The organism is Parachlamydiales bacterium, assembly GCA_041671045.1.
GTDB lineage: Bacteria > Chlamydiota > Chlamydiia > Chlamydiales > JABDDJ01 > JABDDJ01.
Window position 1 is genome coordinate 25,095 of sequence record JBAZCF010000014.1, and the last position, 22,229, is coordinate 47,323.

Sequence of the window (22,229 nt, forward strand, 5' to 3'; positions counted from 1 at the left end):
CCAAGTTAGTTATATTGTTACTTTAATATTTATTACGAGAGAAGGAATGGGACTATTTTCTAGAGATAAACCTAAAATTAAAGTTCAAACTTCTAAAAAAGACAGTTTTAGCGGTTGGTTAAAATGCACTCATTGTAATGAACTCGTTCATGCTAAAGAGCTAGAGCAGAATTTTAGCTGCTGTCCCAAGTGCGATTACCATTATAGACTCTCCTCGCAGCAACGCATTCAGCTCTTAGCCGACGAAGGAACCTTCACCCCTCTTTTTGAAGATATCGCACCGACCGACCCCCTCCAATTTGCTGATACCGAACCCTACACCGTACGCCTTAAGAATGCTCAGGAAAAAAACCTCTGCAGCGAGTCCGTTGTCACCGGAACATGTAAGCTCGCCGGACACCCCCTAGCCTTAGGCGTGATGGACTTCAACTTCATGGGCGGCTCCATGGGCTCAGTTGCAGGCGAGCGTTTAACGCTGCTGATAGAATATGCCCTAGAGCATAGCCTTCCACTCGTTATCGTCTCCACTTCCGGTGGTGCCCGCATGCAGGAATCCATATACTCCCTCATGCAGATGGCTAAAACTTCCGCAGCTTTGGGATTATTGCATGAAGCCAAACTGCCCTTTATTTCAATATTCACTAACCCCACAACAGGCGGCGTGACAGCTTCTTTCGCATCCTTGGGCGACATTATTTTTGCTGAGCCTAATGCTCTCATCTGCTTCGCCGGACCGCGTGTGATAGAGCAAACTATAGGCCATACATTGCCGCCGGGTGCACAAAAATCCGAATTTCTGTTGAAACATGGAATGATAGATTGTATTGTAAGTCGTCATGAAATGAAGAAAACCTTGGGAGAGTTCCTAAGCTATCTTATGGAAGGACAGAAGAAACGCACTCCATTACAGGGGCTTGAAGCCGCGCGCGCTTTGGAAGCTCTTCTAGAAATGCAAAAAAACGAGTCAAAAGTATAATGGAAAACAATCCACATTCAGTAAATATTCACATCGAACTTAGCGAAGGCGCGGAGCTTCCCCACTATGCCACTTCAGGTGCAGCCGGATGTGACCTAAGGGCGTTCCTCAAATCTTCGATCATCCTTGATCCGGGCATGTCTGCATTAATTCCTACCGGTATCCGCGTTTCCATTCCACACGGCTATGAAATCCAAATACGACCACGTAGCGGTCTTGCGCTAAAAGAGCAAGTCACCGTCTTAAATACACCGGGGACAATCGATAGCGATTACCGCGGAGAAATTGGAGTCATCCTAATCAATCACAGTACCCATCTTTTTATTGTTGAACCTGGAATGCGTATTGCCCAGATGGTCGTTGCCCCCGTGTGCCGTGCAGAATTCGTTTTAAATGCACAGCTCGCGGAAACAGAAAGAGGCGTCGGAGGCTTCGGCCATACAGGCAGACATTGACATATCCAATAAAATAGCTTATCAAAGATCTTTCATCATTATTGGCTTAAGTTTATGACAAAGTTTTCGCAGTATTTATCACCCGACTTGATTGCTTTCTTAGACGTGACTAACCGTGACGAAGCCCTAAAGAAACTCGTCGATCTAGCAGCAGTTAATGGTAAATTGCATGATAAAACAGAATTTTACCAAGCTATCCTGGAAAGAGAGAAAATTGTTTCTACCGGAATAGGAATGGGGATAGCTATTCCCCATGCAAAGATGGCCGGTTATGAGGATTTCTTCATCGTTATTGGGATTTTACAGAAAGGCGTCGATTGGAATGCAATGGATGGCTCACCCGTGAGATTGATTTTTCTGATTGCAGGGCCCGACGATAAACAAACTCAATACTTGCAACTTCTTTCAGCTCTGACAGTTGCAATAAAAGATGAAGAAAAACGAAAAGCTCTCTTGCTAGAAAAATCGCCGGAGAAGATCGTTGAACTTTTTAAAGCCTATTGATGAAGGAGAGTTGCGATGGACTTGAAAATAAAAGATGTCGCTGAGCTCTTAAATGTTTCAGAAACAACAATAAGACGTTGGTTGGCCGACCCTAAAAATCCAGACCGTTTCCCATCCTACCTGATCAACCATCAACATCGATTTAACCGCGAAGAAGTAGAACGGTGGGTTTTGCGACGCAATCAGGGAGAAAAGCCTGTCGAAGAAGCAGAAGTTTCCCTGCAGCCTCAAAAAAGCGGAAGCTTGCAATTCAGCCTATATCGCGCCTTACATCGTGGTTGTGTCGTAGATAACGTTCCAGGTGATACAAAAGCCGAAGTGATCCGTGCTGCAATGGAACAAGTAGCTGACTCATTACATCTCAGTGCTGAGGGCGTCACCGAGTTGTTGCTGGATAGAGAGAGACTGCAGCCTACAGCTTTAGGGCATGGCATTGCCTTGCCGCACACGCGTGATTTCTTGCTCAACCGTACTTACGATATTATGGTTGTGGCATATCCAAAAAATCCTTTGGATTACGAAGCCTTGGATGGCATACCAGTACATACATTGCTGTTTCTTTTTGCTTCGGATGACAGAAGGCATTTGCATCTTCTTTCGAAAATAGCCTATTTGGCAAGTCATACACCTGCGTTAGAGATGTTGAAAATGCATCCTGACAAAGGCAATCTTTTAGAATATATCCGCAACTGGGAAAGTTCACTGAGCAAAGCTTAAAGGCACGGTTTGTGTGTCGTTTTTTATGAACGCAAAGACCCAAAGAACGCAGAGAAGCTCCGCCCCACATTAGGCTGTCACTACCACGATTGTTTTGTACCGATCTCACATCGCCGCGGTCCCCCGCGGGTCCGCGTCGCCGACGTTGACATGCTCGCTGACGCGATCACGTCAAGTATTAGCAGTACACCGAAAATACTCAGAATTCTTGTGGGATAACCCAAATGGAAACAGTTCATTCAATCCCATTAAGTTTGCGAACTTGTTTCCGTTGTGTAAATCGGGATTTTGATATTTCTATGGAGTGTCTAATTATGCTTGACGTGATCGCGTCAGCGAGCATGTCAACGTCGGCGACGCGGACCCGCGGGGGACCGCGGCAAAACAATCGTGGTAGTGACAGCCTAATGTGGGGCGGAGCTTCTCTGCGTTCTCTGCGTTTAAATATAAAAACTACACAAAATGCTCTACAGACAGCTTCTTGCTGGGAGAAAATGAAAGAAACGTTATAGGTACGGCGTAACTACACCACACCGTACCTATAACGCGATGGTTTACCCTAAGCAGCAGGTGCTGCCCCGGTCGCTGGTGTCGCCGTCGGTTTTGGACTTTCTGATCTTCTTAGCGGAAATACTTCCAAGTCACTGAAGATGAGTTTTTCACCGTCAGAAGAGATAAGGGTATGTCTGCCTTCAGAAGGTGAAGTAAGGATCTTCTCTGACAGAGGCGCCTCGAGATTCTCTTCTACTAAGCGGCGTATTGGACGGGCTCCAAATTCCGGCTGGTCGCTTTTGGAAGTGAGGTAGTCGAGAGCTTTGTCGTCGAGTGTGATAGTGACTTGACGTCTTTGCAAACGGTCTTGCAGTTTGCCCACTTCGAGGCGAACCACATCGCGTAGCTTCTCTTTATCAAGAGTTTCAAAAATCACAATCTCGTCGATACGGTTGCGGAATTCTGGACGGAGTCTTTTGTTGACTTCATCTTCGATATCTTTACGCATACGCGCCCTATCGATCATGCCATCCTTAGCTCCGAATCCGATCTCTGTATTACGGCGGATACGGTCTGCACCCAGGTTGGATGTCATGATGATGATAGTGTTGCGGAAGTTGACCTTTCTGCCGAGAGAGTCGGTCAACTGTCCATCTTCAAGGATTTGCAGGAAGATGTCCATCACATCAGGGTGTGCTTTTTCAATCTCGTCAAAAAGGACGACTGAATAAGGACGTTGACGAACTCTTTCAGTGAGCTGTCCGCCTTCTTCATGGCCGACGTATCCTGGAGGGGAGCCTGTCATACGGCTGACGGCAAATTTCTCCATATACTCGGACATATCCACCTGGATAAGGGAATCTTCTCCGCCAAACATATGCGCAGCTAAAAGACGAGCTAGGAGTGTTTTACCAACACCGGTAGGCCCTAAGAAGAGGAAAGCACCGATAGGTCTGCGAGGATCTTTAATGTCAGCTTTACTGCGGCGGATGGCACGGCAAACTGATTTAAGGGCTTCATCCTGACCGATGATCTCTTTACGCAGCTGTTCTTCCAGGTGAAGGACCTTTGCTGTTTCCCCTTCGGTAAGACGGCTGAGGGGAATGCCTGTCTGTTTGGATATGACTTGAGCGATGTCATCTTCCTCGACTAGGACTTCATTTTCCTCTTTATTGATTTCCCATTCAGCTTTGATCTGCTGCAGCTGTTCACGCAGCTGTTTCTCTTTATCGCGTAACTTCGCAGCTTTTTCGTATTCTTGTTTGCTGATAGCCCCTTCTTTAGCCAAACGCGTATCTTCGATTTCATGCTCGAATTGGCTGATATCCTGGGGTTGGTTTGTTGTAGTCATTCTTTGTTTAGCACCGGCTTCATCCAGCAAGTCGATAGCTTTATCAGGCAGGTATCTTCCTGCGATATAGCGGTCTGAAAGAACAGCAGCAGCTTCTAGGGCCTCAGTTGTATACAAGCACTTGTGGTGTTCTTCGTACTTAACTTTAAGGCCTTTGAGGATCTCTATTGTGTCCTCGACAGAAGGAGGGGCAACAACGATTTTTTGGAAGCGTCGTTCTAGTGCGGCATCTTTTTCGATATGTTTACGGAATTCATCACTTGTCGTAGCACCTATACATTGTATCTCGCCGCGTGAAAGGGCGGGTTTCAGAATGTTGGATGCGTCGATGGCGCCTTCGGCAGCGCCGGCACCCACGATAGTGTGTAATTCGTCAATGAAGAGGAGAACGTTGCCGTTCTTTTTTATCTCATCCATGACGGCTTTGATTCTTTCCTCAAACTGACCGCGGTACTTTGTACCTGCAATCATAAGGGCTAAGTCAAGGGTGATTAGCTTTTTATTACGTAGATTATCGGGAACTTCCCCTTTGACAATAGCTTGGGCTAATCCTTCTACGATGGCGGTTTTACCTACACCGGCTTCTCCAACGAGGACAGGGTTATTTTTGCGTCGTCGGCAAAGTATCAAGATCAATCTTTCTACTTCATCTTTCCTACCGATGACCGGATCCATCTTGTTTTCACGGACCATTTCTGTTAGATCGTGGCCGTAGGCTTTCAATGCAGGCATTTTATCGTTTGAGCCTGAAGGAGGGGGCGCCGATTTTTCGAAGGGTTTTGAAGAGGAGCTGCTGCTGCTTTTAGCCATCCCTGCGGGAGGTTCTGAGCTGCTGCCGATGGGGGGAAGTTGGAGGTTGAATGTTTCCAATTCTTTTAAGACTTCCTTGCGGACTTCTTTCAAATTGACGTTTAGGTTTTCTAATACTTGGGCAGCAACACCGTCTGTCTGTCTTAGCAATCCTAATAGAAGGTGCTCTGTTCCAACGTAGTTATGATTAAGGTTGGCAGCTTCTTCGTTGGCGAATTCGAAAACTTTTTTGACTTTTCCTGTAAGTGCCGGATCGCCATAGACTTGGATTTCCGGTCCATAACCTACAAGTTTTTCAACTTCATTACGTACCGTTTCAAAATCAATGTTCAGGTTGCGCAATACATTGACAGCGACGCCTTGTCCAAGCTTAAGTAAGCCGAGAAGGATGTGTTCTGTCCCTAGATAGTTGTGGTTGAGCCTTTGGGCCTCTTTCTTAGCAAGTTTTATGACCTGCTTAGCGCGGTTTGTGAATTTATCGAACATGGGACGCTCAGTTAAATATGATCTTCGCCCTGAATTTAGATTGGTGTGGTTTTTTTGGCAAACTCCGAAACATCAAAAGCAATATTTCTTGCCGAGGAAAGACAAGCGGGGACGGCAACTCCGTCGAAAGGAGACCCCGCAATCCAGAGGGATGGAAAAAAATCCTTTAATATTTTCTTCCACTGGATAGAGTTTTCCTTATGACCAACCGGATAATGAGGGATGGCATGGAAAGCCCGCCCGATGTGAATGGCTTGAGGTGGAGAGGAGATGTTAAGATGGGAAGAGATAAGTTCCAGGCAAGAGCTTTGAATCGTCTGATCGCTTAAAGAGGGGAATACAGGGGAGTGATTACCACCCAGCATAAGAGTGATACGCGTTTGATCAGGGGATTTGTTCTGATCGGGAAAAGCGGAAGAGTCCCAGACAATCCCCAGTAAGGGGAGTTTAGCACGCGTAGGGAAAACACAGCCGAAGCCTTCATGCCGTAAGACTTTCTTATCCCAGCCCATGTTAACTACTGCAATGGATGCAGAAGGGAGGAAGATCTCAGGGATAGAGGTTATCTTTCCCAGAACAGGAGAAGGGAGAGTGCTGATAACCATATCGTAAGGTATTATTGTTCCATTACTTAAGGTGATTTTGCTTGCTTGCAGGCGTATTGCCTCCGACTTAAGTAAAATTTCTCCCTTCAGTTGTTCAGCTAAACGCTTAGGTAAAGTTTCCATTCCATGGCGGAAACTGATTAATGAAGAAGGGGATGAAGATTTTTTTTTAAATACTTGCCTTGCGACGCCGCCCATAATAGAGCCGTATTTGTTTTCCCAAGCTTTTAAGAAGGGGAAACAGGATTCGATAGATAATTGGTGAATGTCGCCGCCATAAATGCAGGCAACGAGGGGATTGATCAATCTCTCTGCTACAACGGGAGAATAGCGGCGCGAGATGAACTCATGGACTGACTCATCGTCTCCGTTTCCTTTTTTCCGTGTCCATTCTTTAAGGAAAGTGCCGACAAGATCCCTTGTCAATGGCGATGTGAGCATCTGCAAAATACCGGCAGGGGCTTTGATAAGCTTATCATCATGCCACACGTAACGGTCTTTAGCGGTTGGAGAAGAAGTTATAACCTCATTTTGCAGGCCTAAAAGCTCGATCAGCTTAACTGCGGCGCCGTCATGCGTGTGGCTACGCATGCTTCTAGGACCTTTTTCAAAAAGGAAGTTTTGGTCCTGGACAGTTTGGATCCATCCTCCGAGACGTGCAGATTTCTCAATCAACGTAACGCTGACTTTATTTCCTAGAAAGTGCTCAACGTACCAAGCTGCAGCCAGCCCTGTGATGCCGCCGCCAAGAATTACAACTTTAAGTGCCATAGTGTTTTATCGTATCGACAAGGAGTTTAACATTATTATAGGGGATGCCGTGGTCAAGATTAAAAATGAATCCGGAATGACCTTTCATGAAAGATTGTTTAAACGAGTGGTAGGAGGGCATATAACGCCCTGCCTGGCGCATTAGCCAGACAGGGGGTCTATCTTGATTATTTCCTTGAAGCGCTTTTAACAGCAGGTCCGACATTACAGAATTCTCGCCAGGATCTTTTCTTTGGTGAAGCCAAAGTGTTCTTGTAAAGCACTGTAAGGGGCGGAAGCGCCAAAGTCATTTTGTGCGATGGCGATGCCGTCCAAGCCGATGTACTTATGCCAGCCCTGTTCGACACCTGCTTCGATACTGACACGCTTGCCGATATCTCCGCCCATGATCTCTTGTTTATATTCAGGAGCTTGCAAGTCAAAAATTTCCCAGCAGGGCATAGAGATCACACGTACCTTCTTGCCAACTTTTTCCAGCTCTTTAGCTACATCCAACGCCAGCCATAGTTCTGAACCTGTAGCAAACAAAGTGTAATTCGGTTTGCCGCCATGTTCTTTGTGCACAATGTAAGCGCCCCGGCCTACGCCATTGGCAAAAGCAACTTTAGTCTCTACCAGAGTGGGTAGGTTTTGGCGTGATAGTAATAGGGCTGTAGGGCCGTCATAACGGAGTGCAGCGATCCAAGCTCCCACGACTTCGTGCGCATCCGCAGGACGGATAACTTGAAGGTGGGGGATGGTTCTGAGCGAAGCATAATGTTCTACCGGTTGGTGCGTAGGTCCATCTTCACCGAGGAAAATGGAATCGTGCGTAAACTGGTATATGACCTTATGGCGCATTAAGCTGCACAGGCGGATAGCATTGCGCATATAGTCGGAAAACGTAAGGAAAGTGCCGATGAAAGGGGTAATCATTCCCGTTTCAGCCAGTCCCGTAGCCATACAGGCCATACCAAATTCCCTTACGCCGTATTTAATATTTCTTCCTTCAAAATGTTCCGCAGTGACGATAGGGAAGACTTTCATCATCGTCAAATCCGATCCGGAGAGGTCAGCTGAGCCACCGTAAAGCTGGGGCATAAATGTTCCTAGGACTTCGATCACGGACTGGGAAGCTTTTCTTCCGGCAACAGCTGCAGGCATCTGGATGTTGTTCAGTCTTTCTTCTAAGTCGCTAGGTAGCGTATGGTGGCGCATGGTCTCGAATTGCTTCATCTTATCAGGATTGCCTTTAGCCCACCCCTCAAATACTTTATTCCACTTAGCTTCCAATTCTTTGTCTTGTACAAGCTTGCGTTTGAAGTAATCGTAAACTTCTGAAGGGACATAGAATGCATCTTGCGGAATTCCCAGCGCTTTTTTCGATTCAGCCACTTCTTGCACACCGAGAGGTGCGCCGTGGGCATGGCTGGTTCCTGCTTTATGAGGGGAGCCTTTACCGATAATCGTATGGGCAAGAATTAATGCAGGCCGTTTTTGTTCTACTCTCAGAGCAGAAATTACAGCATGCAGCTGATCCAAGTCGTGGCCGTCGATATCATAAACTTCCCATCCATATGCGGCGTAGCGTAATTTTGTCTCTTCAGATGCCGACTCATGCAAAGGGCCATCTAAGCTGATCTTGTTGGCATCGTAAATAAGGATAAGGTTATTCAAGTTTAAGTGGCCGGCAAGGGAGGATACTTCGGAAGTGACGCCTTCCATCATACAACCATCACCCATCAAGCAGAAGATTTTGCTGTCGAAGAGAGTGGCAGCATTCGAATTAAATTGTGCACCGAGGAGCTTTAGCCCTAATGCTTGACCGACGGCATTGCCTAATCCCTGTCCTAAAGGCCCCGTTGTTGTTTCAACACCCGGAGTCATATGCGATTCGGGGTGTCCTGGTGTCTTTGAATCCCACTGTCTAAATTGTTTGATGTCTTCCAAGGAAAGATCATACCCAGCAAGGTGCAAGCAGCTATATAAAAGCATAGAGCCATGTCCTGCAGATAAGATAAAGCGGTCTCTATCCGGCCAATCAGGATTTTTTGGATTATGGCGTAAAGCATAGCCGTACAGGTAGGCACCAATCTCAGCGCATCCCATTGGCAACCCCGGGTGGCCTGATTCTGCTTTCTGAACGGCATCCATAGCCAAACCGCGGATGGTGTTGGCAGTCTTCTGCAGAATAGCCTTAAGCTCCGGTTCGAGGGGAGGGCTTTGCTTCAAAAGGTCATCTGTAGGGATAGTAGCTGGATAATTTGTTAAGGGCATAAGAGTTCTCCTCAATTATTTTGCATAAAGCTAGCATCCGTCACGTTAAACTTGCAACAAGAGTTCAATTCTCCAAAGAAAAAGCCGCCTTACCATAAGATCTAGTTCTAAATAGAAATTTACCCTAGTATGAAGAAAGATTTTCGACCTCGCTATTAGTTTAATTCTCACAAAAACTTTTACCCGGGAAATCCTCCAATGACTACCCTTATCCTTTTACGTCATGGTCTATCCAAATGGAATAAATTAAACCTCTTTACGGGATGGGTGGATATTCCGTTGTCTAAAGAGGGTGTCGATGAAGCTTTTGCTGCAGGTCAGATCATTAAAGACCTTCCCATCGATATTATCTATACTTCGACCCTGATAAGAGCTCAGATGACTGCAATGCTGGCAATGATAGGCCATCATTCGGGCAAGGTTCCGGTCATGCAGCATGAACTGGAAGGGAACCACGCTGACTGGGGAAAGATCTATAATGAAGCTACAGAACAGAATACCATACCCGTCTTCAAAGCTTGGCAACTGAACGAGAGGATGTATGGAGAATTACAGGGGTTGAACAAAGCTGAAACTGTGGAGAAATTTGGGGCTGAACAAGTGAAAATCTGGCGCCGCAGCTACGATGTCCCCCCTCCGCATGGAGAAAGTTTGGAGATCACTGCTGCCCGATCCATCCCTTACTTTCGCGATATTGTCATACCTCAGCTTAAACAAGGTAAAAACACCTTGATCACCGCCCACGGCAACTCCCTACGCTCCATCATCATGGATCTTGATGGACTCACAAAACAGCAAGTTTTAGAATTAGAGTTGCCAACAGGGGTTCCGGTCATATACAATTATAGCGACGGAAAATTTTTAAAGCAGACATGAAAGGAATTTACCTAGACAACTCCACTAAAGCGCGCCCTTCGCCGCGCGCTATCAGCGCTATGCTGCCCTATCTTTCCGATATGTGGGGGGCTCCCTCTGCACCGCATCAGGGAGGAAATATGCTTATAGGAACAATGGAGAATTGCTACCGCACCATTTATAATTTTTTAGGCGCCTCCGAACAAGACACCTTTATACTCACTTCATCAGGGGCCGAAGCCGTCAACCAGGTTTACCATTCAGTTTATCATGGAGCGACACGCCGCTTAGCTAAGACCCATTTCATTGTTAGTGCTACAGACGAAGCTCCCTCTCTGATGTGCGTTTCACGTCTCGAAGAGGTGGGCTGTATCGGGGAAATGCTTCAAGTCGACCCTCAAGGGCTCGTCAGCTTAGAAGATATTGCCACATTAATCACCCCCTCAACGGCTCTTGTCTCTATCTCTTGGGGAAATGGTCTTACCGGTACTTTACAGCCTATACAAGAAATCGCTGAGCTATGCCGCAGCAAAGGTGTCCTATTTCATGTGGATGCGACGCATGTCTTGGGTCGTATGTACTTCGATCTCAAGGATATAGGTGCCGATTATCTCACTTTCAACGCCGAACAGCTCCATGCCCCTTCAGGCATTGGCGGGCTCCTCATCCGTAAAGGCGCACCCTCCCATCCTCTCATCAGTGGAGGCATAGAACAAGCTGCTCTCCGCGCTGGAAGTTTAAATATCCCGGCATTGGTAGCCTTAGCTGAAATCTGTAAAGAATGCGACGAGCACCGCGACTTCCTCGGCACCGAGACAGCTCGGCTTCGAAATAAACTCGAAACAGACCTAAATAAACACGTCGCAGGATCGAAGCTCTTCTTCCAGAACCAATACAGACTTCCACATATTTCCGTAGCGGCTTTTCCCAATGTCGTCAATGAGACACTGCTTTTTCTGCTCAATAAAAAGAAAATCATGGCCTGTATCGGCGGGGGCTCATTTCAGCAACTCGCCCTAGTGATGGAGACCTGCAGTGTCGCCAGCCCATTAGCCCATAGCTGCATCTCCTTCAGCCTATCCCGCGAAACAAACGAAGAAGATATCGATGCTACTGTCGAAGCTATTGCACAAGCCCTGCAACAACTTAATAAAAGCATCCTATGTTAACCCAGCTTATCGAATCTTTCACTTGGTACCGCTACAGTAAAAAGGCGCTAGCCCGTTTAGAAAATCCACGCTGCGCCGGGAAGTTTGATCCTGCAGCTAGCGACGAAAGAGGCGTGCGTCTTGTCACTGCAGAAGCAGGATTTGCTGAAGACGGCAATAAAGTACGCATAGAGTGGCTTGTAGACCGCGATGATGGAATCATTGTGGATGCACGTTTCTCAGCTTTTGGGCAAACAGCACTTTTGATTGCCGCAGATATAGGGTGCGAGCTGTGCATCAGTAAAAATTATGACCAAGCACGCCGCCTTACAACGGAACTGATGGATAAAGCACTCCGCGATAAGGGGGATCAACCGGCTTTCCCTAAAGAAACCTTACCGCATCTGCAATTGGTTATTGAAGCTCTCCATGATGCAGCAGATCATTGCAACGACCTGCCTCTCTCGGTCGCTTATGTAGCGCCGCCCGTTCCTAGCGATCAGATGGCTATTGAAGGGAATGGCTACCCAGGCTGGCTAGAACTGCCTTATCAACAGAAAATCGCCGTAATAGAACAAGTTCTTGATGACGATGTCAGACCGTACATATCTTTGGATGCTGGTGGAGTCAATGTCCTTAAATTGGAGGACAATACACGTTTGCTGATAGGCTATACCGGTACATGTACTTCTTGCTACTCTTCAGTGGGTACGACGTTGTCCTATATTCAGCAGGTATTACGCGCGAAAGTTCATCCCGATTTAAACGTTATCCCCGATTTATAAAGTTGAGTTTCGTTCGGCAAGAAGTTGCTTGTGGGCATGGTTTGTGTGGCGTTTTTATTGAACGCAAAGACCCAAAGAACGCAGAGAAGCTCCGCCCGGCATTAGGCTGTCACTAGTAGGGCTGTTGTTGTTCCGATCTCGCATCGCCGCGGCCCCCCGCGGGTCCGCATCGCCGACGTTGACATGCTCGCTTACGCGATCACGTCAAGTATTAGCAGTACACCGAAAATACCCAGAATTCTTGTGGGATAAACCCAAATGGAAACAGTTCATTCAGGTCATGCTAAATCCCATTAAGTTTGCGAACTTGTTGCCGTTGTGTAAACTTGGATTTTGATTTTTCTATGGAGTGTCTAATTATGCTTGACGTGATCGCGTAAGCGAGCATGTCAACGTCGGCGATGCGGGCCCGCGGGGGACCGCGGCGATGTGAGATTGGTATGAAACAATCGTGCAAGTGACAGCCTAATGCCGGGCGGAGCTTCTCTGCACGCCTATATTATGTTGTTTTGACCGGATTTTCTGACTCGGCAGATTTTTTTTCAGGAATAATCCCATGCAGCAGATATTCACTTCCCTCGTGAAGACTGCTAAAGCTTTTAGTGGGATCAGAATTCACAAACGTTAGCAGAAAGTACTGCCATTTTGACATTACCTCATTCTCTTTATTGGTATAAATGCTTTTTTTAACTTCTTCCCAGGCTGTAAATAGCGACTCATGCGGGACATCGGGCCATTGTTTTATCCGCAGAATAAGGTCGGCTTCTCTACCGGCAAATTCTCGCTCTAGCCGTGAAAGCGAAAAGATTCTTTTTTTTGCTTCGATGTAAAGGGTGAAATTCTTGCGGAAAGCTTCTTCACAAGATTCTATAGCAGAGTTATAGGTTTGGTTAGCAAAATATTGGTAGAATTTCCTTTCGGGTAAGCTTGTGACATTAGGGGAGTTTAAGATGGTGTATGCCCTAATTATTTGCTGCATTTCCCCATCACGTAGCTCCTCTTTATTTTTTAAGGTATCCACAATATGCAAAGCACTATTGTATAATTCAGGATGGGTTACAAATTTATAATCATTGAGCAGTTCGATAAAATTCTCTCGGCGTCCATCGATTGCGGACTCTCCCACTAAGATCGTATTGAAGAGGAATGTCTCATCGCATTCTCCATTCAGAAGTACACTTCCAATAGATTTCAAATTCTCTGGAGTAGGTTCAAATTTCAAAAAAGCCGCGACTTTTTCAACAATATTATGCCATGTTTGTTGCGCTTCGGCATCGTCGTTACAAACGATGTTTTGCCTAAGTTTTGCCCATTCGGTCACAGATAAATCTTCAGAATGCATTTGGACATCTAGCTGGTTCAAGCGTCGGCATATCCTTATACTTTCCTTAGCAAATTTTTCTTCTAGATCGGAAGGAATTTTATTCACGATAGCATTACGTATTTTGACGAAACGCTTTAGATCAAGATTAAATAAGGTCTCGCATTGTCTTAGAAGTTGCTGGGAGTCTTTATTTAATAGCTGCGGGTCTATTTGTATGCCGGGTGCTGTAAGCAGTGTGTATGCTCTTACGATAATAGAGTAATTTTGCGGATTTAGCATTTCAGGAATTTCATTTAAACTTTGTAAAGCTATGGATTGTAGGGATGGATCGGAGATGAAATTTTCTTCTCTCAACAGCTCATAGAAATTTTTTCTTGTGCCTGCTCTTATGACGTAGCCTTTTATGATGGCGGAATGTAATTCTTCGGGTTGATATTTGGACAAAGGCATAGACATAATTATCTCCACCAATGATAATTTGATTATAGTTTATATTTTAAAAATATACAAATTAAGCAGGTGAATTAATTTTATTGCTTGTTACTGCGAAGATGATATTTATTTTTTATGAATGAGAATCCTGATCTAAGAACTTGGGGGATGATCTCTGCTATATTTAATGACAGCGATTCTAAAAGTTTTTCGGGGACTATTTGCTGGGAAGTCTCTGCAAAATAAGAAGTTACGGGCTGTCCGATGCCTGTCCAATCTGCGGGGCCAGATAAGATATTGATTCCAATCCCAATAATCAGACAGGTTGTATTTTCTACAGGTGTCGTCTCTACGAGAATTCCACAAATCTTCTTTTGATTTACAAATACGTCATTGGGCCATTTAAAATGAACACCTGGAATGTTCAGTGCTTTATCCACAGCAATTGCTGCAGCAAAGGGAATGTCAGCTAAATGCTCGCTTTGCGTATACAAGACATAGCTTACTGCTATATCTTTGCCTTTGATCATGACCCATGGCCTATTATATTGACCTCTTCCGCCTGTTTGCTCGTCAGTTGTTATCGCTGTCAAATCCTCTCTATTCCAATGGGCTGCGCCTCGCTTAGCGAGCGAATTGGTGGAGTCAATGGTTGAAACATGATAATATACAAGGCGCATAGATTACTCTTTAAGGAAACACGCTATGGGGTTGCTGAGCAGGATAGATTGGTTAGTTGTTCCGATCATTATACTTTTAATGGGAATAAGCTTGCTAGTCATCTCCTCTTATTCCATACAAGGCGATAACACCGAAGCTCCCTTTTTAACACCGCTGGTGAAGGTCCAGCTCCAATGGTTTGCTATCGGGTGGTCAGTCTATTTTCTTGCGGCTGCCTTCGACTATAACAAATTGCGGGAATGGACTTGGGCTTTTTATGTTTTGGTGCTCTTGTTACTCATAGGCTTATTTTTCAGCGATGCCGTACAGAGGGTGCACCGTTGGTATAAGGTCCCTATTCTTAATATGAGTTTGCAACCGTCTGAATATGCTAAACTCTCAGTTGTGGTAGCTCTAAGCTGGTATATGGAGAGGCATTCAGGGAGGTCCCGTTCATGGAGCACTCTTTTAGCTGCCGGACTGATTGTGGGCATACCCTTCTTTCTTATCTTAAAACAACCCGATCTAGGCACTGCCTTGGTCCTGTATCCTGTTGCTCTTGTCATGCTATACTTTGGTGATGCCAACCCCTGGGTGGTACGTTTTATGACAGCTCTCAGTGCGATAGGCCTTATCCTCGTAGCTAGCATATTCCTAGGATTTGTCACTCCCGAGCAGATCAAACCCTATGCTACAAAGGTATTGAAAGAATACCAGTTCGACCGCCTTAATCCAAAGACCCACCAGCAGCAAGCTGCTATCACTGCAATTGCCGTCGGTGGAATGACAGGGACGGGGTGGAGAAAAAGTACATTTACAGCAGGGGGGTGGCTTCCTACACCTTATACCGATTCAGTTTTTCCTGCTTTCGGTGAGGAATTCGGGTGGCTTGGAATACTCTTTCTGCTGACCTTATTTTTTATCCTTGTCTACCGCTGCTTCCAAGTAGCAATCATTGCTAAAGATCCTTTTGGCCGGCTGCTGGCAGCAGGCATCACCTCGTATTTAGCAATGCATATCCTTATCAATATCGGAATGATGACAGGCTTTCTGCCTATCACAGGTGTACCGCTAATCCTCGTCTCCTACGGTGGATCCTCCATATTGTCGACAATGATGGCATTGGGTATTCTACAGAGTATCTATGCACGGAGGTTCATGTTCTAATGTTGCCACACACTTTTTTATTACAGCCGGGAATATGGTTAGGCGAAGGTAAAGTCACTTTCACAGCATCTCCGGATCAACTGCAGTTTTATACGCGATGGGAAATTTCCCCTCCGCAAGCAGGGATTATTGCTTTGAAGCAGGTGGTGGAGATGAAAGAAGGCGATACCATCCACAATAATTATATCCTTTCAGGCCTTACAGAGAATTCATTCATCATAGAGCTTACCAACGATGTCCTAGGGACTGTTATTGGAAAGGGCATTATCGATGAAAATAAAGTCGCTTGGGAATTCCGTGCCCAGGAAAGCTTTGAGGGGTATGAAGTCTATCAGCTCCAGACTAATGGAGAGTATATTCTGCATGCAGAATATGCTTCACCCGAGCAATACCGTACGATCATCGATGCACATCTTTGGCCTAAAATTGTTTAGTCCATATTAAACAAATATTCCCTCTTTGATTATTGGAGCGGGAATATTTTCCTCTTATAAAGCATAGTTTATGCAATCTCATAGGTTATTCCATGGCAGTTCAAACAGATTACAAATTCTCTAAAGGTGTTATTGAGGCTATCAATACAAGCCTTAATAGTTCCTGCATATCCATGCAGGGAGATAAATGGATTATAGATCCTATTTTCACCGAGCTGTCCCAAAAACTAGCTAAAGTGTTAGAAAGGGATTTTACTTCATTAACTCCCCAAAAAACGGTCAAATTACTGGCCCGTTTAAACGGTTTAGATAGCCGTATATCAGCATTCCACCCTACACCTGCCCGCATTCCTCACCTAAGTGAAATACAATTCCTCACAAAGGATTTAGCTTTTCAAATTAAAGAATCCAATCATTTTTTAGCCATTTCCAGAGAGCTTGACTGGCTTTTAGAAATATTCAAAAGTAGTGAATATAATAAATTTCTACACACTCTGAATGCACTTAATAGCCTTTTTAATTTTCTGCATACATACCCTATCACGACCCCCCAGCGTCTTCATTTAGTGGTTCAGTTAGAGGAGGTAAAACAAAAGATTGAAGAATTTTCAAAAGTGACTGAGAGTACCGTCCATGCGCTGCTTTCAAGTATCCTTTTAGATTTGAAAGACCCTGACGCACGATTTACATATAGCTTCCCCCCTCCTGTTTTTCAAAAGGTATTGGGGGAAGTCAAAGACAGATGGGCTAAAAATTCCGATTTCTCTTCATTGGAAGTTAAAAAAGCTTTGGAGAGGCTTAAGATGGTATTAAGCTCTACAATTTTATCGGCAAATGGAGAGCGTCAACTCAAAGAAGGCTTGGATTTATTATGGGTGCGTTTTCAAGAGATTGGATCGAATCCGGATTGGGAGAAAAACTCTACCACATTATTGTTCTACAGCATCTACGTGCATTATGTATTGAAAAGTGATCCCTTCAGGGTTTATTAATCACAACTCGCAGACATAAAAAAACCTGGGCCAGCAAAGCTAGGCCCAGGTGAACGAAAAGGACAGTCGGGCAATTACGCCTTAATTTTGATGTCCACACCGGCTGGCAATGTCAGCGTCTTCAACGCATCAATTGTTTTACCTGTTGGATTCAAAATATCGACCAAACGCTTATGCGTACGGATCTCAAACTGTTCACGCGATTTCTTGTCCACGTGTGGTGAACGGAGAACAGTGTAGATCTCGCGGCGTGTAGGCAGGGGGATTGGTCCTGCAATAGCTGCGCCGGTACGTTTTGCTGTCTCGACGATGTCGCCTGTAGCGCGGTCGAGAATGCGTTGGTCAAACCCTTTCAGGCGGATGCGGATTTTTTGACGCGCCTGCTGACGGGGTGTAGAACGCTCAGCACCTGGCTTGCGTTCTTGTTTTGCTTGTTTTTCTTGTTTTGCCATAAATAGTCTAAGCCTTACTTCCTACTTACATTGACGATTTCTTCTTGGACTTTAGCAGGTACTTTCTCGAAATGGCTTGGTTCCATCGAGTAAGTTCCGCGTCCGGACGTCACTGAGCGCAGCGTGGTTGAGTAGCCAAACATTTCACTGAGTGGTACTTCCGCGTTGATAATTACCGCGCCCTTGTGGTTTTCTTGACCCAAAATTTGTCCGCGGCGGCGGTTTAAGTCGCCGATGACGTCACCTACATGCGATTCGGGAGTGGTGACATCCACGCGCATGATGGGTTCAAGAATGATAGGTTTGCATTTTTTAGCTGCATCTTTGATAGCCATAGATCCGCAGATCTTAAAGGCCATCTCGTTGGAGTCCACTTCGTGGTACGAACCGTAGACGATAGCGACTTTGACGTCGACCAGGTTGAATCCGGCGAGGATACCTGTCATCAAGCCTTCTTCGACCCCTTTGATTATCGCAGGAATGTATTCTCTCGGGATGACACCACCGACGATCTTGCTGACAACTTCGTTGCCTTTGCCTTTCTCGTTCGGTTCGACTTCCAATTCAACGTGCGCGTACTGGCCGCGGCCGCCGGACTGTTTGACGAATTTTGTTTGAGAGCTACCTGGAGCTGTAATTGTCTCTTTGTAGGAGACTTGGGGCTTACCGACGTTAGCTTCGACGTTGAATTCGCGCTTCATACGGTCATGCAGGATTTCTAGGTGGAGTTCACCCATACCGGCGATAATAGTTTGTCCGGTTTCCTCGTTAGTGAATACGCGGAAAGTCGGGTCTTCTTCTGACAATGCGCCTAAGGCAACAGCTAACTTTTCGCGGTCAGCTTTGGACTTAGGTTCGATGGCCATGTTAATAACCGGTTCCGGGAATTCCATCTTCTCGAGGATGAGCGGGTGGCTAGGATCGCAGAGAGTGTCGCCAGTGCTTGTGGACTTGAGGCCGATAACGGCGGCGATGTCGCCGGCGTATTTCTCATCTTGTTCCACACGTGTGTTGGCGTGCATTTCCAAAACGCGGGAGATGCGCTCTTTCTGGTCTTTGGTCGAGTTGAAAACGGTCATACCTTTTGTCAACGTACCGCTGTAGATACGGATGTAGGTAAGGCGTCCAACGTAAGGGTCAGTAGCGATTTTGAAAGCTAGCGCAGCGAGAGGAGCGTTGTCTTCAGGCTTAAGCAAGATTTCTTGGTCCGTTTTGAGATCGATCCCTTTAACGACACCGCGGTCTTCAGGCGACGGCATCCAATTAACAATCGCATCGAGGAGCTGTTGTACGCCTTTGTTTTTGAAGGCGGACCCGCACAAGACCGGTGTGAATTTGTTAGTGATGACGCCTTTACGGATAGCGGCATTGATCTCATCTTTCGTCAAGGAATCTGGATCTTCTAGGACTTTCATCATGAAGGATTCGTTGCTTTCGTCGACGGTAGCAAGTTCATCCAGCAGTTCTGCGCGGAGTTCTTTTGCCTTGTCTAGGATGTCTGCAGGGATATCGGCTTCGTAGTATTCACGGCCAAGCGTTTCTTCTTTGAAGAAGATGGCGCGCATTGTAACGAGGTCGACCATGCCTTGGAATTCGCTTTCCGCGCCGATAGGGCAGTGGACGGCGATTGCGTTGGCGTGCAGTTTGTCGCGCATTGTGTGGATAGCGTCGAAGAAGTCGGCGCCCATGCGGTCCATTTTATTGACGAAGGCGATACGGGGTACGCCGTATTTGTCGGCTTGGCGCCAGACTGTTTCGGACTGCGGCTCAACGCCGGAGACGGAACAGAAGACGGCGACAGCGCCATCGAGTACGCGGAGGGAGCGTTCAACTTCAACGGTGAAGTCGACGTGGCCCGGTGTATCGATGATGTTGATGACGGCGTCATGCCAGTGTACTTTTGTCGCTGCAGAGGTGATAGTGATGCCGCGCTCTTGCTCTTGAACCATCCAGTCCATTGTCGCTGCGCCGTCATGCACTTCGCCTAAGCGGTGCGTACGTCCTGTGAAAAGGAGGATACGCTCAGTAGTAGTCGTTTTACCGGCATCAATGTGGGCCATGATACCGATATTGCGGACGTTTTTAATCGGGTCTTTTCTAGGCATTAGCCTTCTCCGTTACCATTTATAGTGGGCGAAGGCTTTATTTGCCTCGGCCATACGGTGGGTGTCGTCTTTCTTCTTGATTGTAGTGCCTTGATTGTTAAAGCAGTCAAACAATTCGTTGGAAAGACCGTCAATCATTGAACGTCCGGCTTTGGAGCGGGCGTGGTTAATGATCCAAAACATAGCTAACGAAGTACGGCGGTTAGCAGGTATTTCGATAGGTACTTGGTAAGTGGCGCCACCGATACGGCGTGATTTCACTTCCAGAGTAGGTTTAGCATTTTCTAGAGCTTGCTCGAAGGCTTCAAGCGGATTTTCGCTCTTAATTTTTTGTGCGAATTTCTCGAGAGCCTCGTAAACGATACTGCGCGCGAGTGATTTTTTACCGCCAATCATGATCTTGTTGATGAACTTAGACAGAACGGTGCTGCCATAGATCGGATCGGGGGTGATTTCCCTTTTATCAGGGCGTCTGCGACGTGACATTATAATCCTCTTATTCTTTTACTAACGATGAATGGTTGTCGGCGGGGCCGACGTTAGTGTTCTAGTACATTCATCTGACTTTGTTTCACACAAAGCCTGCGCGTGATTTGCGTTTCTGTCCCAGAAGCGCGAACCGCGCACCAAGATACTCACGTGAGTATCCTAGGCTTACTTGGGCTTTTTAGCCCCGTACTTGGATCTACTTTGTTTACGGTCTTTTACTGCAGCGCAGTCTAAAGTTCCGCGGACGATGTGGTAACGCACACCAGGCAAGTCTTTTACGCGGCCACCGCGTACTAGGACGATGCTGTGTTCTTGTAGGTTGTGTCCTTCACCAGGGATGTAGGCAATAACCTCTTGGCCAGTGGATAGGCGTACCCAGGCTACGCGGCGAAGCGCGGAGTTAGGTTTTTTCGGCTTTTTTGTTTTAACCTGAACGCAGACACCACGTCTTTGTGGGCATTGTTTCAGAGCTGGAGACTTGCTGCGTCGTGTTTTTGCAACGCGAGGAGTTCTCACAAGTTGGTTGATTGTCGGCATTTGCGGCCTTCTCCTTAACATTAATTTAACTGCCAAAAGAGGCAGTCTGCCAAAATTATAAGGAGATAATTAGATTATTGCAATTAATTATCCATCAAAGACATCGATGGCAGATCCTTTACGTCTCGGAGGCCATAATGTTGTAAGAATTCTTTGGTGGTTTCGAAGAGGGTAGGGCGCCCGGGGGCTTCTAATTTGCCGGCGGCGCAGATGAGGTTGCGTTCGAGTAGAGTTTGGATGACACCCGAGCAGTCGACGCCGCGGATGGCTTCCATTTGAGGGCGGGTAATCGGTTGCTTATAGGCGATGATGGCTAGGACTTCCGCTGCGGCTTGGGATAAGCGTTCGGAGCGGCGGTCGCGCATGAGGACATCAATATAGCCGTTGAGATGAGAGCGCGTGCGCAGGATGAAGCCGTTGGCGATTTCGATCAGGGCGAAGGCCCGTTCCTGTTTTTCGTATTCCAGGGCGAGTTCCATTAATATATGACGAAGAGTCGCGGGAGTGATGGGGTGGAATTCGGCGATGATTTCGCGCAATTTTTGGAAAGATAGGGGTTCAGAAGAAGAAAAAAAGAGTCCTTCGACAATTTGTTTAAAAAGTTTATGGCTGGGAAGGGAAGGAGTTTCAGGAGGGGGGGATGTTTCCCTTTCAAGAAGGTCAAAGAGGTTGAATTCGCGGGCCATATTATGCGTTCTCCGTTTGAGGAACGATCAGCGGGAGATTATTCTCGCCTCTGACAACAGCCAATATACCTATTTTCATCAGTTCAAGCAATGCTAAAAAAGTGACTATCATCTCTTCGCGGCAGAGGACTTCATGAAAAATGAAGTCGAAAGAAAGTGATCCGTGCTCTTTCAGTTGTTCCTTCATGAACTTCATGGCGTCGGCAACCTTGAATTTTTCTTCATAGACCGTACCCATATTGCTGGCGGCGCGTTGTAAGACCCCTTGAAAAAGGGCGCTTAATTCTTCCAACGGAAGGTATTCTAAGCCGTTGGGACGGGATAGAGGGTGGGGAGGAGGCGAACGGTAGCGTTGGCCCGATTGCTGCTCTTCCTTTTGGATGAGGGCTTGGGCAGCTTTTTTGATGCGGCAATATTCGACGAGTTGATGGATCAGTTCAAAGCGGCCGTCGTTGAGCTCTTCTTCCGTATTGCTTTCATCATCGGCAGTTTGGGGGAGGAGCCGCTTGCTTTTCAGCCAGACTAAAGTAGCGGCTGTTCCGACGAATTCGGCCCCCACTTCCAAGGTACAGGATGCAGTGTCGAGATGCTTGTCGATAAATTGCTCTGTTAGCAACTGCAAAGGAACGTCATAGATATCCACCTCTCCCCTTAGCACTAAGTGCACCAAAAAGTCGAGAGGCCCTACAAAGTTATGTAATGTAAGCGGGACGGAGTCTAGAATATTCATGGCTATAGTT

23 protein-coding genes are annotated in these 22,229 nt (G+C 46.4%); 11 read left to right on the plus strand and 12 right to left on the minus strand.

The window, feature by feature from the left end:
- The first annotated feature begins 46 nt into the window (after positions 1 to 46).
- The 5 genes from accD (at position 47) to WC222_12015 (ending at position 3,164) form a co-directional block, all read left to right on the plus strand.
- Positions 47 to 976, plus strand: a complete 930-nt coding sequence (accD, locus tag WC222_11995; protein ID MFA6917112.1) for an acetyl-CoA carboxylase, carboxyltransferase subunit beta — start codon at positions 47 to 49, stop codon at positions 974 to 976.
- Positions 976 to 1,431, plus strand: coding sequence for a dUTP diphosphatase (gene dut / locus WC222_12000; GenBank protein ID MFA6917113.1), 456 nt, complete (start codon positions 976 to 978; stop codon positions 1,429 to 1,431). Before accD ends, dut begins: the two co-directional genes overlap by 1 nt.
- Before the next feature lie 54 nt (positions 1,432 to 1,485).
- On the plus strand, positions 1,486 to 1,935 hold the full coding sequence (locus WC222_12005; GenBank protein MFA6917114.1) for a PTS sugar transporter subunit IIA: 450 nt from the start codon (positions 1,486 to 1,488) through the stop codon (positions 1,933 to 1,935).
- A 15-nt stretch (positions 1,936 to 1,950) separates the two neighbouring features.
- Entirely contained in the window at positions 1,951 to 2,652 is a 702-nt protein-coding gene (locus tag WC222_12010; protein MFA6917115.1) for a PTS sugar transporter subunit IIA, read from the plus strand.
- Positions 2,653 to 2,966: 314 nt separating this feature from the next.
- Positions 2,967 to 3,164, plus strand: a complete 198-nt coding sequence (locus tag WC222_12015) for a hypothetical protein (protein ID MFA6917116.1) — start codon at positions 2,967 to 2,969, stop codon at positions 3,162 to 3,164.
- Positions 3,165 to 3,211: 47 nt separating this feature from the next.
- Here WC222_12015 and WC222_12020 read toward each other — a convergent pair whose 3' ends face one another.
- The 4 genes from WC222_12020 to tkt are packed head-to-tail and all read right to left on the minus strand — an operon-like array spanning position 3,212 to position 9,423.
- Complete coding sequence (locus WC222_12020; GenBank protein ID MFA6917117.1) at positions 3,212 to 5,791, minus strand: ATP-dependent Clp protease ATP-binding subunit; 2,580 nt, start codon at positions 5,789 to 5,791, stop codon at positions 3,212 to 3,214.
- Positions 5,792 to 5,826: 35 nt separating this feature from the next.
- Positions 5,827 to 7,167 carry a protoporphyrinogen oxidase gene (hemG, locus tag WC222_12025; protein ID MFA6917118.1) on the minus strand — a complete coding sequence of 447 codons (1,341 nt, stop codon included), beginning with the start codon at positions 7,165 to 7,167 and terminating at the stop codon, positions 5,827 to 5,829.
- Positions 7,157 to 7,372 (minus strand): uroporphyrinogen decarboxylase family protein, encoded by a 216-nt coding sequence (locus WC222_12030; protein MFA6917119.1) that lies wholly within the window; start codon positions 7,370 to 7,372, stop codon positions 7,157 to 7,159. Before WC222_12030 ends, hemG begins: the two co-directional genes overlap by 11 nt.
- The gene (tkt, locus tag WC222_12035; protein MFA6917120.1) at positions 7,372 to 9,423 is read right to left on the minus strand and encodes a transketolase; all 2,052 of its coding nucleotides are present in this window, start codon (positions 9,421 to 9,423) and stop codon (positions 7,372 to 7,374) included. The genes WC222_12030 and tkt overlap by 1 nt, the downstream gene beginning before the upstream one ends.
- A 198-nt stretch (positions 9,424 to 9,621) precedes the next feature.
- On the opposite strand from tkt, the gene WC222_12040 reads away from it, so the two are divergent.
- The 3 genes from WC222_12040 to WC222_12050 are packed head-to-tail and all read left to right on the plus strand — an operon-like array spanning position 9,622 to position 12,211.
- Positions 9,622 to 10,299 carry a 2,3-bisphosphoglycerate-dependent phosphoglycerate mutase gene (locus WC222_12040; GenBank protein MFA6917121.1) on the plus strand — a complete coding sequence of 226 codons (678 nt, stop codon included), beginning with the start codon at positions 9,622 to 9,624 and terminating at the stop codon, positions 10,297 to 10,299.
- Entirely contained in the window at positions 10,296 to 11,447 is a 1,152-nt protein-coding gene (locus WC222_12045; protein ID MFA6917122.1) for an aminotransferase class V-fold PLP-dependent enzyme, read from the plus strand. Before WC222_12040 ends, WC222_12045 begins: the two co-directional genes overlap by 4 nt.
- Complete coding sequence (locus WC222_12050) at positions 11,441 to 12,211, plus strand: NifU family protein (GenBank protein ID MFA6917123.1); 771 nt, start codon at positions 11,441 to 11,443, stop codon at positions 12,209 to 12,211. Before WC222_12045 ends, WC222_12050 begins: the two co-directional genes overlap by 7 nt.
- A gap of 499 nt (positions 12,212 to 12,710) precedes the next feature.
- Here the strand turns inward: WC222_12050 and WC222_12055 are convergent, their stop codons facing one another.
- Together WC222_12055 and WC222_12060 are read right to left on the minus strand one after the other, a co-directional pair.
- Positions 12,711 to 13,991, minus strand: a complete 1,281-nt coding sequence (locus tag WC222_12055; GenBank protein MFA6917124.1) for a hypothetical protein — start codon at positions 13,989 to 13,991, stop codon at positions 12,711 to 12,713.
- Between the two features lie 74 nt (positions 13,992 to 14,065).
- Entirely contained in the window at positions 14,066 to 14,647 is a 582-nt protein-coding gene (locus WC222_12060) for a biotin--[acetyl-CoA-carboxylase] ligase (GenBank protein MFA6917125.1), read from the minus strand.
- A gap of 25 nt (positions 14,648 to 14,672) precedes the next feature.
- Here WC222_12060 and WC222_12065 point away from each other — a divergent pair, with 25 nt between their 5' ends.
- From WC222_12065 to WC222_12075, 3 genes are all read left to right on the plus strand, one after another.
- Positions 14,673 to 15,794, plus strand: a complete 1,122-nt coding sequence (locus tag WC222_12065) for an FtsW/RodA/SpoVE family cell cycle protein (protein MFA6917126.1) — start codon at positions 14,673 to 14,675, stop codon at positions 15,792 to 15,794.
- Entirely contained in the window at positions 15,794 to 16,228 is a 435-nt protein-coding gene (locus WC222_12070) for a hypothetical protein (protein MFA6917127.1), read from the plus strand. The genes WC222_12065 and WC222_12070 overlap by 1 nt, the downstream gene beginning before the upstream one ends.
- A 92-nt stretch (positions 16,229 to 16,320) precedes the next feature.
- The gene (locus WC222_12075; protein ID MFA6917128.1) at positions 16,321 to 17,220 is read left to right on the plus strand and encodes a hypothetical protein; all 900 of its coding nucleotides are present in this window, start codon (positions 16,321 to 16,323) and stop codon (positions 17,218 to 17,220) included.
- A gap of 74 nt (positions 17,221 to 17,294) precedes the next feature.
- Here the strand turns inward: WC222_12075 and rpsJ are convergent, their stop codons facing one another.
- From rpsJ to WC222_12105, 6 genes are all read right to left on the minus strand, one after another.
- On the minus strand, positions 17,295 to 17,672 hold the full coding sequence (gene rpsJ, locus WC222_12080) for a 30S ribosomal protein S10 (protein MFA6917129.1): 378 nt from the start codon (positions 17,670 to 17,672) through the stop codon (positions 17,295 to 17,297).
- Positions 17,673 to 17,686: 14 nt separating this feature from the next.
- Complete coding sequence (fusA, locus tag WC222_12085) at positions 17,687 to 19,777, minus strand: elongation factor G (protein MFA6917130.1); 2,091 nt, start codon at positions 19,775 to 19,777, stop codon at positions 17,687 to 17,689.
- A 12-nt stretch (positions 19,778 to 19,789) separates the two neighbouring features.
- Complete coding sequence (gene rpsG, locus WC222_12090) at positions 19,790 to 20,263, minus strand: 30S ribosomal protein S7 (protein MFA6917131.1); 474 nt, start codon at positions 20,261 to 20,263, stop codon at positions 19,790 to 19,792.
- A 168-nt stretch (positions 20,264 to 20,431) separates the two neighbouring features.
- Positions 20,432 to 20,803: a 30S ribosomal protein S12 gene (rpsL, locus tag WC222_12095; protein MFA6917132.1), complete on the minus strand. Its 372-nt coding sequence runs from the start codon at positions 20,801 to 20,803 to the stop codon at positions 20,432 to 20,434.
- Between the two features lie 83 nt (positions 20,804 to 20,886).
- Entirely contained in the window at positions 20,887 to 21,489 is a 603-nt protein-coding gene (gene scpB, locus WC222_12100; GenBank protein ID MFA6917133.1) for an SMC-Scp complex subunit ScpB, read from the minus strand.
- Between the two features lies 1 nt (position 21,490).
- Positions 21,491 to 22,219 carry a segregation/condensation protein A gene (locus WC222_12105; GenBank protein MFA6917134.1) on the minus strand — a complete coding sequence of 243 codons (729 nt, stop codon included), beginning with the start codon at positions 22,217 to 22,219 and terminating at the stop codon, positions 21,491 to 21,493.
- Between the last annotated feature and the right edge of the window lie 10 nt (positions 22,220 to 22,229).

Bases quoted from the DNA above. Each gene is read 5' to 3' on its own strand.
- WC222_12055 (MFA6917124.1), bottom strand. From the start codon at position 13,991: ATGTCTATGCCTTTGTCCAAATATCAACCCGAAGAATTACATTCCGCC.
- rpsJ (MFA6917129.1), bottom strand. From the start codon at position 17,672: ATGGCAAAACAAGAAAAACAAGCAAAACAAGAACGCAAGCCAGGTGCT.
- scpB (MFA6917133.1), bottom strand. From the start codon at position 21,489: ATGGCCCGCGAATTCAACCTCTTTGACCTTCTTGAAAGGGAAACATCC.
- WC222_12065 (MFA6917126.1), top strand. From the start codon at position 14,673: ATGGGGTTGCTGAGCAGGATAGATTGGTTAGTTGTTCCGATCATTATA.
- WC222_12005 (MFA6917114.1), top strand. From the start codon at position 1,486: ATGACAAAGTTTTCGCAGTATTTATCACCCGACTTGATTGCTTTCTTA.
- WC222_12010 (MFA6917115.1), top strand. From the start codon at position 1,951: ATGGACTTGAAAATAAAAGATGTCGCTGAGCTCTTAAATGTTTCAGAA.
- tkt (MFA6917120.1), bottom strand. From the start codon at position 9,423: ATGCCCTTAACAAATTATCCAGCTACTATCCCTACAGATGACCTTTTG.
- WC222_12075 (MFA6917128.1), top strand. From the start codon at position 16,321: ATGGCAGTTCAAACAGATTACAAATTCTCTAAAGGTGTTATTGAGGCT.
- WC222_12060 (MFA6917125.1), bottom strand. From the start codon at position 14,647: ATGCGCCTTGTATATTATCATGTTTCAACCATTGACTCCACCAATTCG.
- dut (MFA6917113.1), top strand. From the start codon at position 976: ATGGAAAACAATCCACATTCAGTAAATATTCACATCGAACTTAGCGAA.
- WC222_12105 (MFA6917134.1), bottom strand. From the start codon at position 22,219: ATGAATATTCTAGACTCCGTCCCGCTTACATTACATAACTTTGTAGGG.
- WC222_12070 (MFA6917127.1), top strand. From the start codon at position 15,794: ATGTTGCCACACACTTTTTTATTACAGCCGGGAATATGGTTAGGCGAA.
- WC222_12045 (MFA6917122.1), top strand. From the start codon at position 10,296: ATGAAAGGAATTTACCTAGACAACTCCACTAAAGCGCGCCCTTCGCCG.
- accD (MFA6917112.1), top strand. From the start codon at position 47: ATGGGACTATTTTCTAGAGATAAACCTAAAATTAAAGTTCAAACTTCT.
- hemG (MFA6917118.1), bottom strand. From the start codon at position 7,167: ATGGCACTTAAAGTTGTAATTCTTGGCGGCGGCATCACAGGGCTGGCT.
- WC222_12030 (MFA6917119.1), bottom strand. From the start codon at position 7,372: ATGTCGGACCTGCTGTTAAAAGCGCTTCAAGGAAATAATCAAGATAGA.
- WC222_12050 (MFA6917123.1), top strand. From the start codon at position 11,441: ATGTTAACCCAGCTTATCGAATCTTTCACTTGGTACCGCTACAGTAAA.
- fusA (MFA6917130.1), bottom strand. From the start codon at position 19,777: ATGCCTAGAAAAGACCCGATTAAAAACGTCCGCAATATCGGTATCATG.
- WC222_12040 (MFA6917121.1), top strand. From the start codon at position 9,622: ATGACTACCCTTATCCTTTTACGTCATGGTCTATCCAAATGGAATAAA.
- rpsL (MFA6917132.1), bottom strand. From the start codon at position 20,803: ATGCCGACAATCAACCAACTTGTGAGAACTCCTCGCGTTGCAAAAACA.
- WC222_12015 (MFA6917116.1), top strand. From the start codon at position 2,967: ATGCTTGACGTGATCGCGTCAGCGAGCATGTCAACGTCGGCGACGCGG.
- rpsG (MFA6917131.1), bottom strand. From the start codon at position 20,263: ATGTCACGTCGCAGACGCCCTGATAAAAGGGAAATCACCCCCGATCCG.
- WC222_12020 (MFA6917117.1), bottom strand. From the start codon at position 5,791: ATGTTCGATAAATTCACAAACCGCGCTAAGCAGGTCATAAAACTTGCT.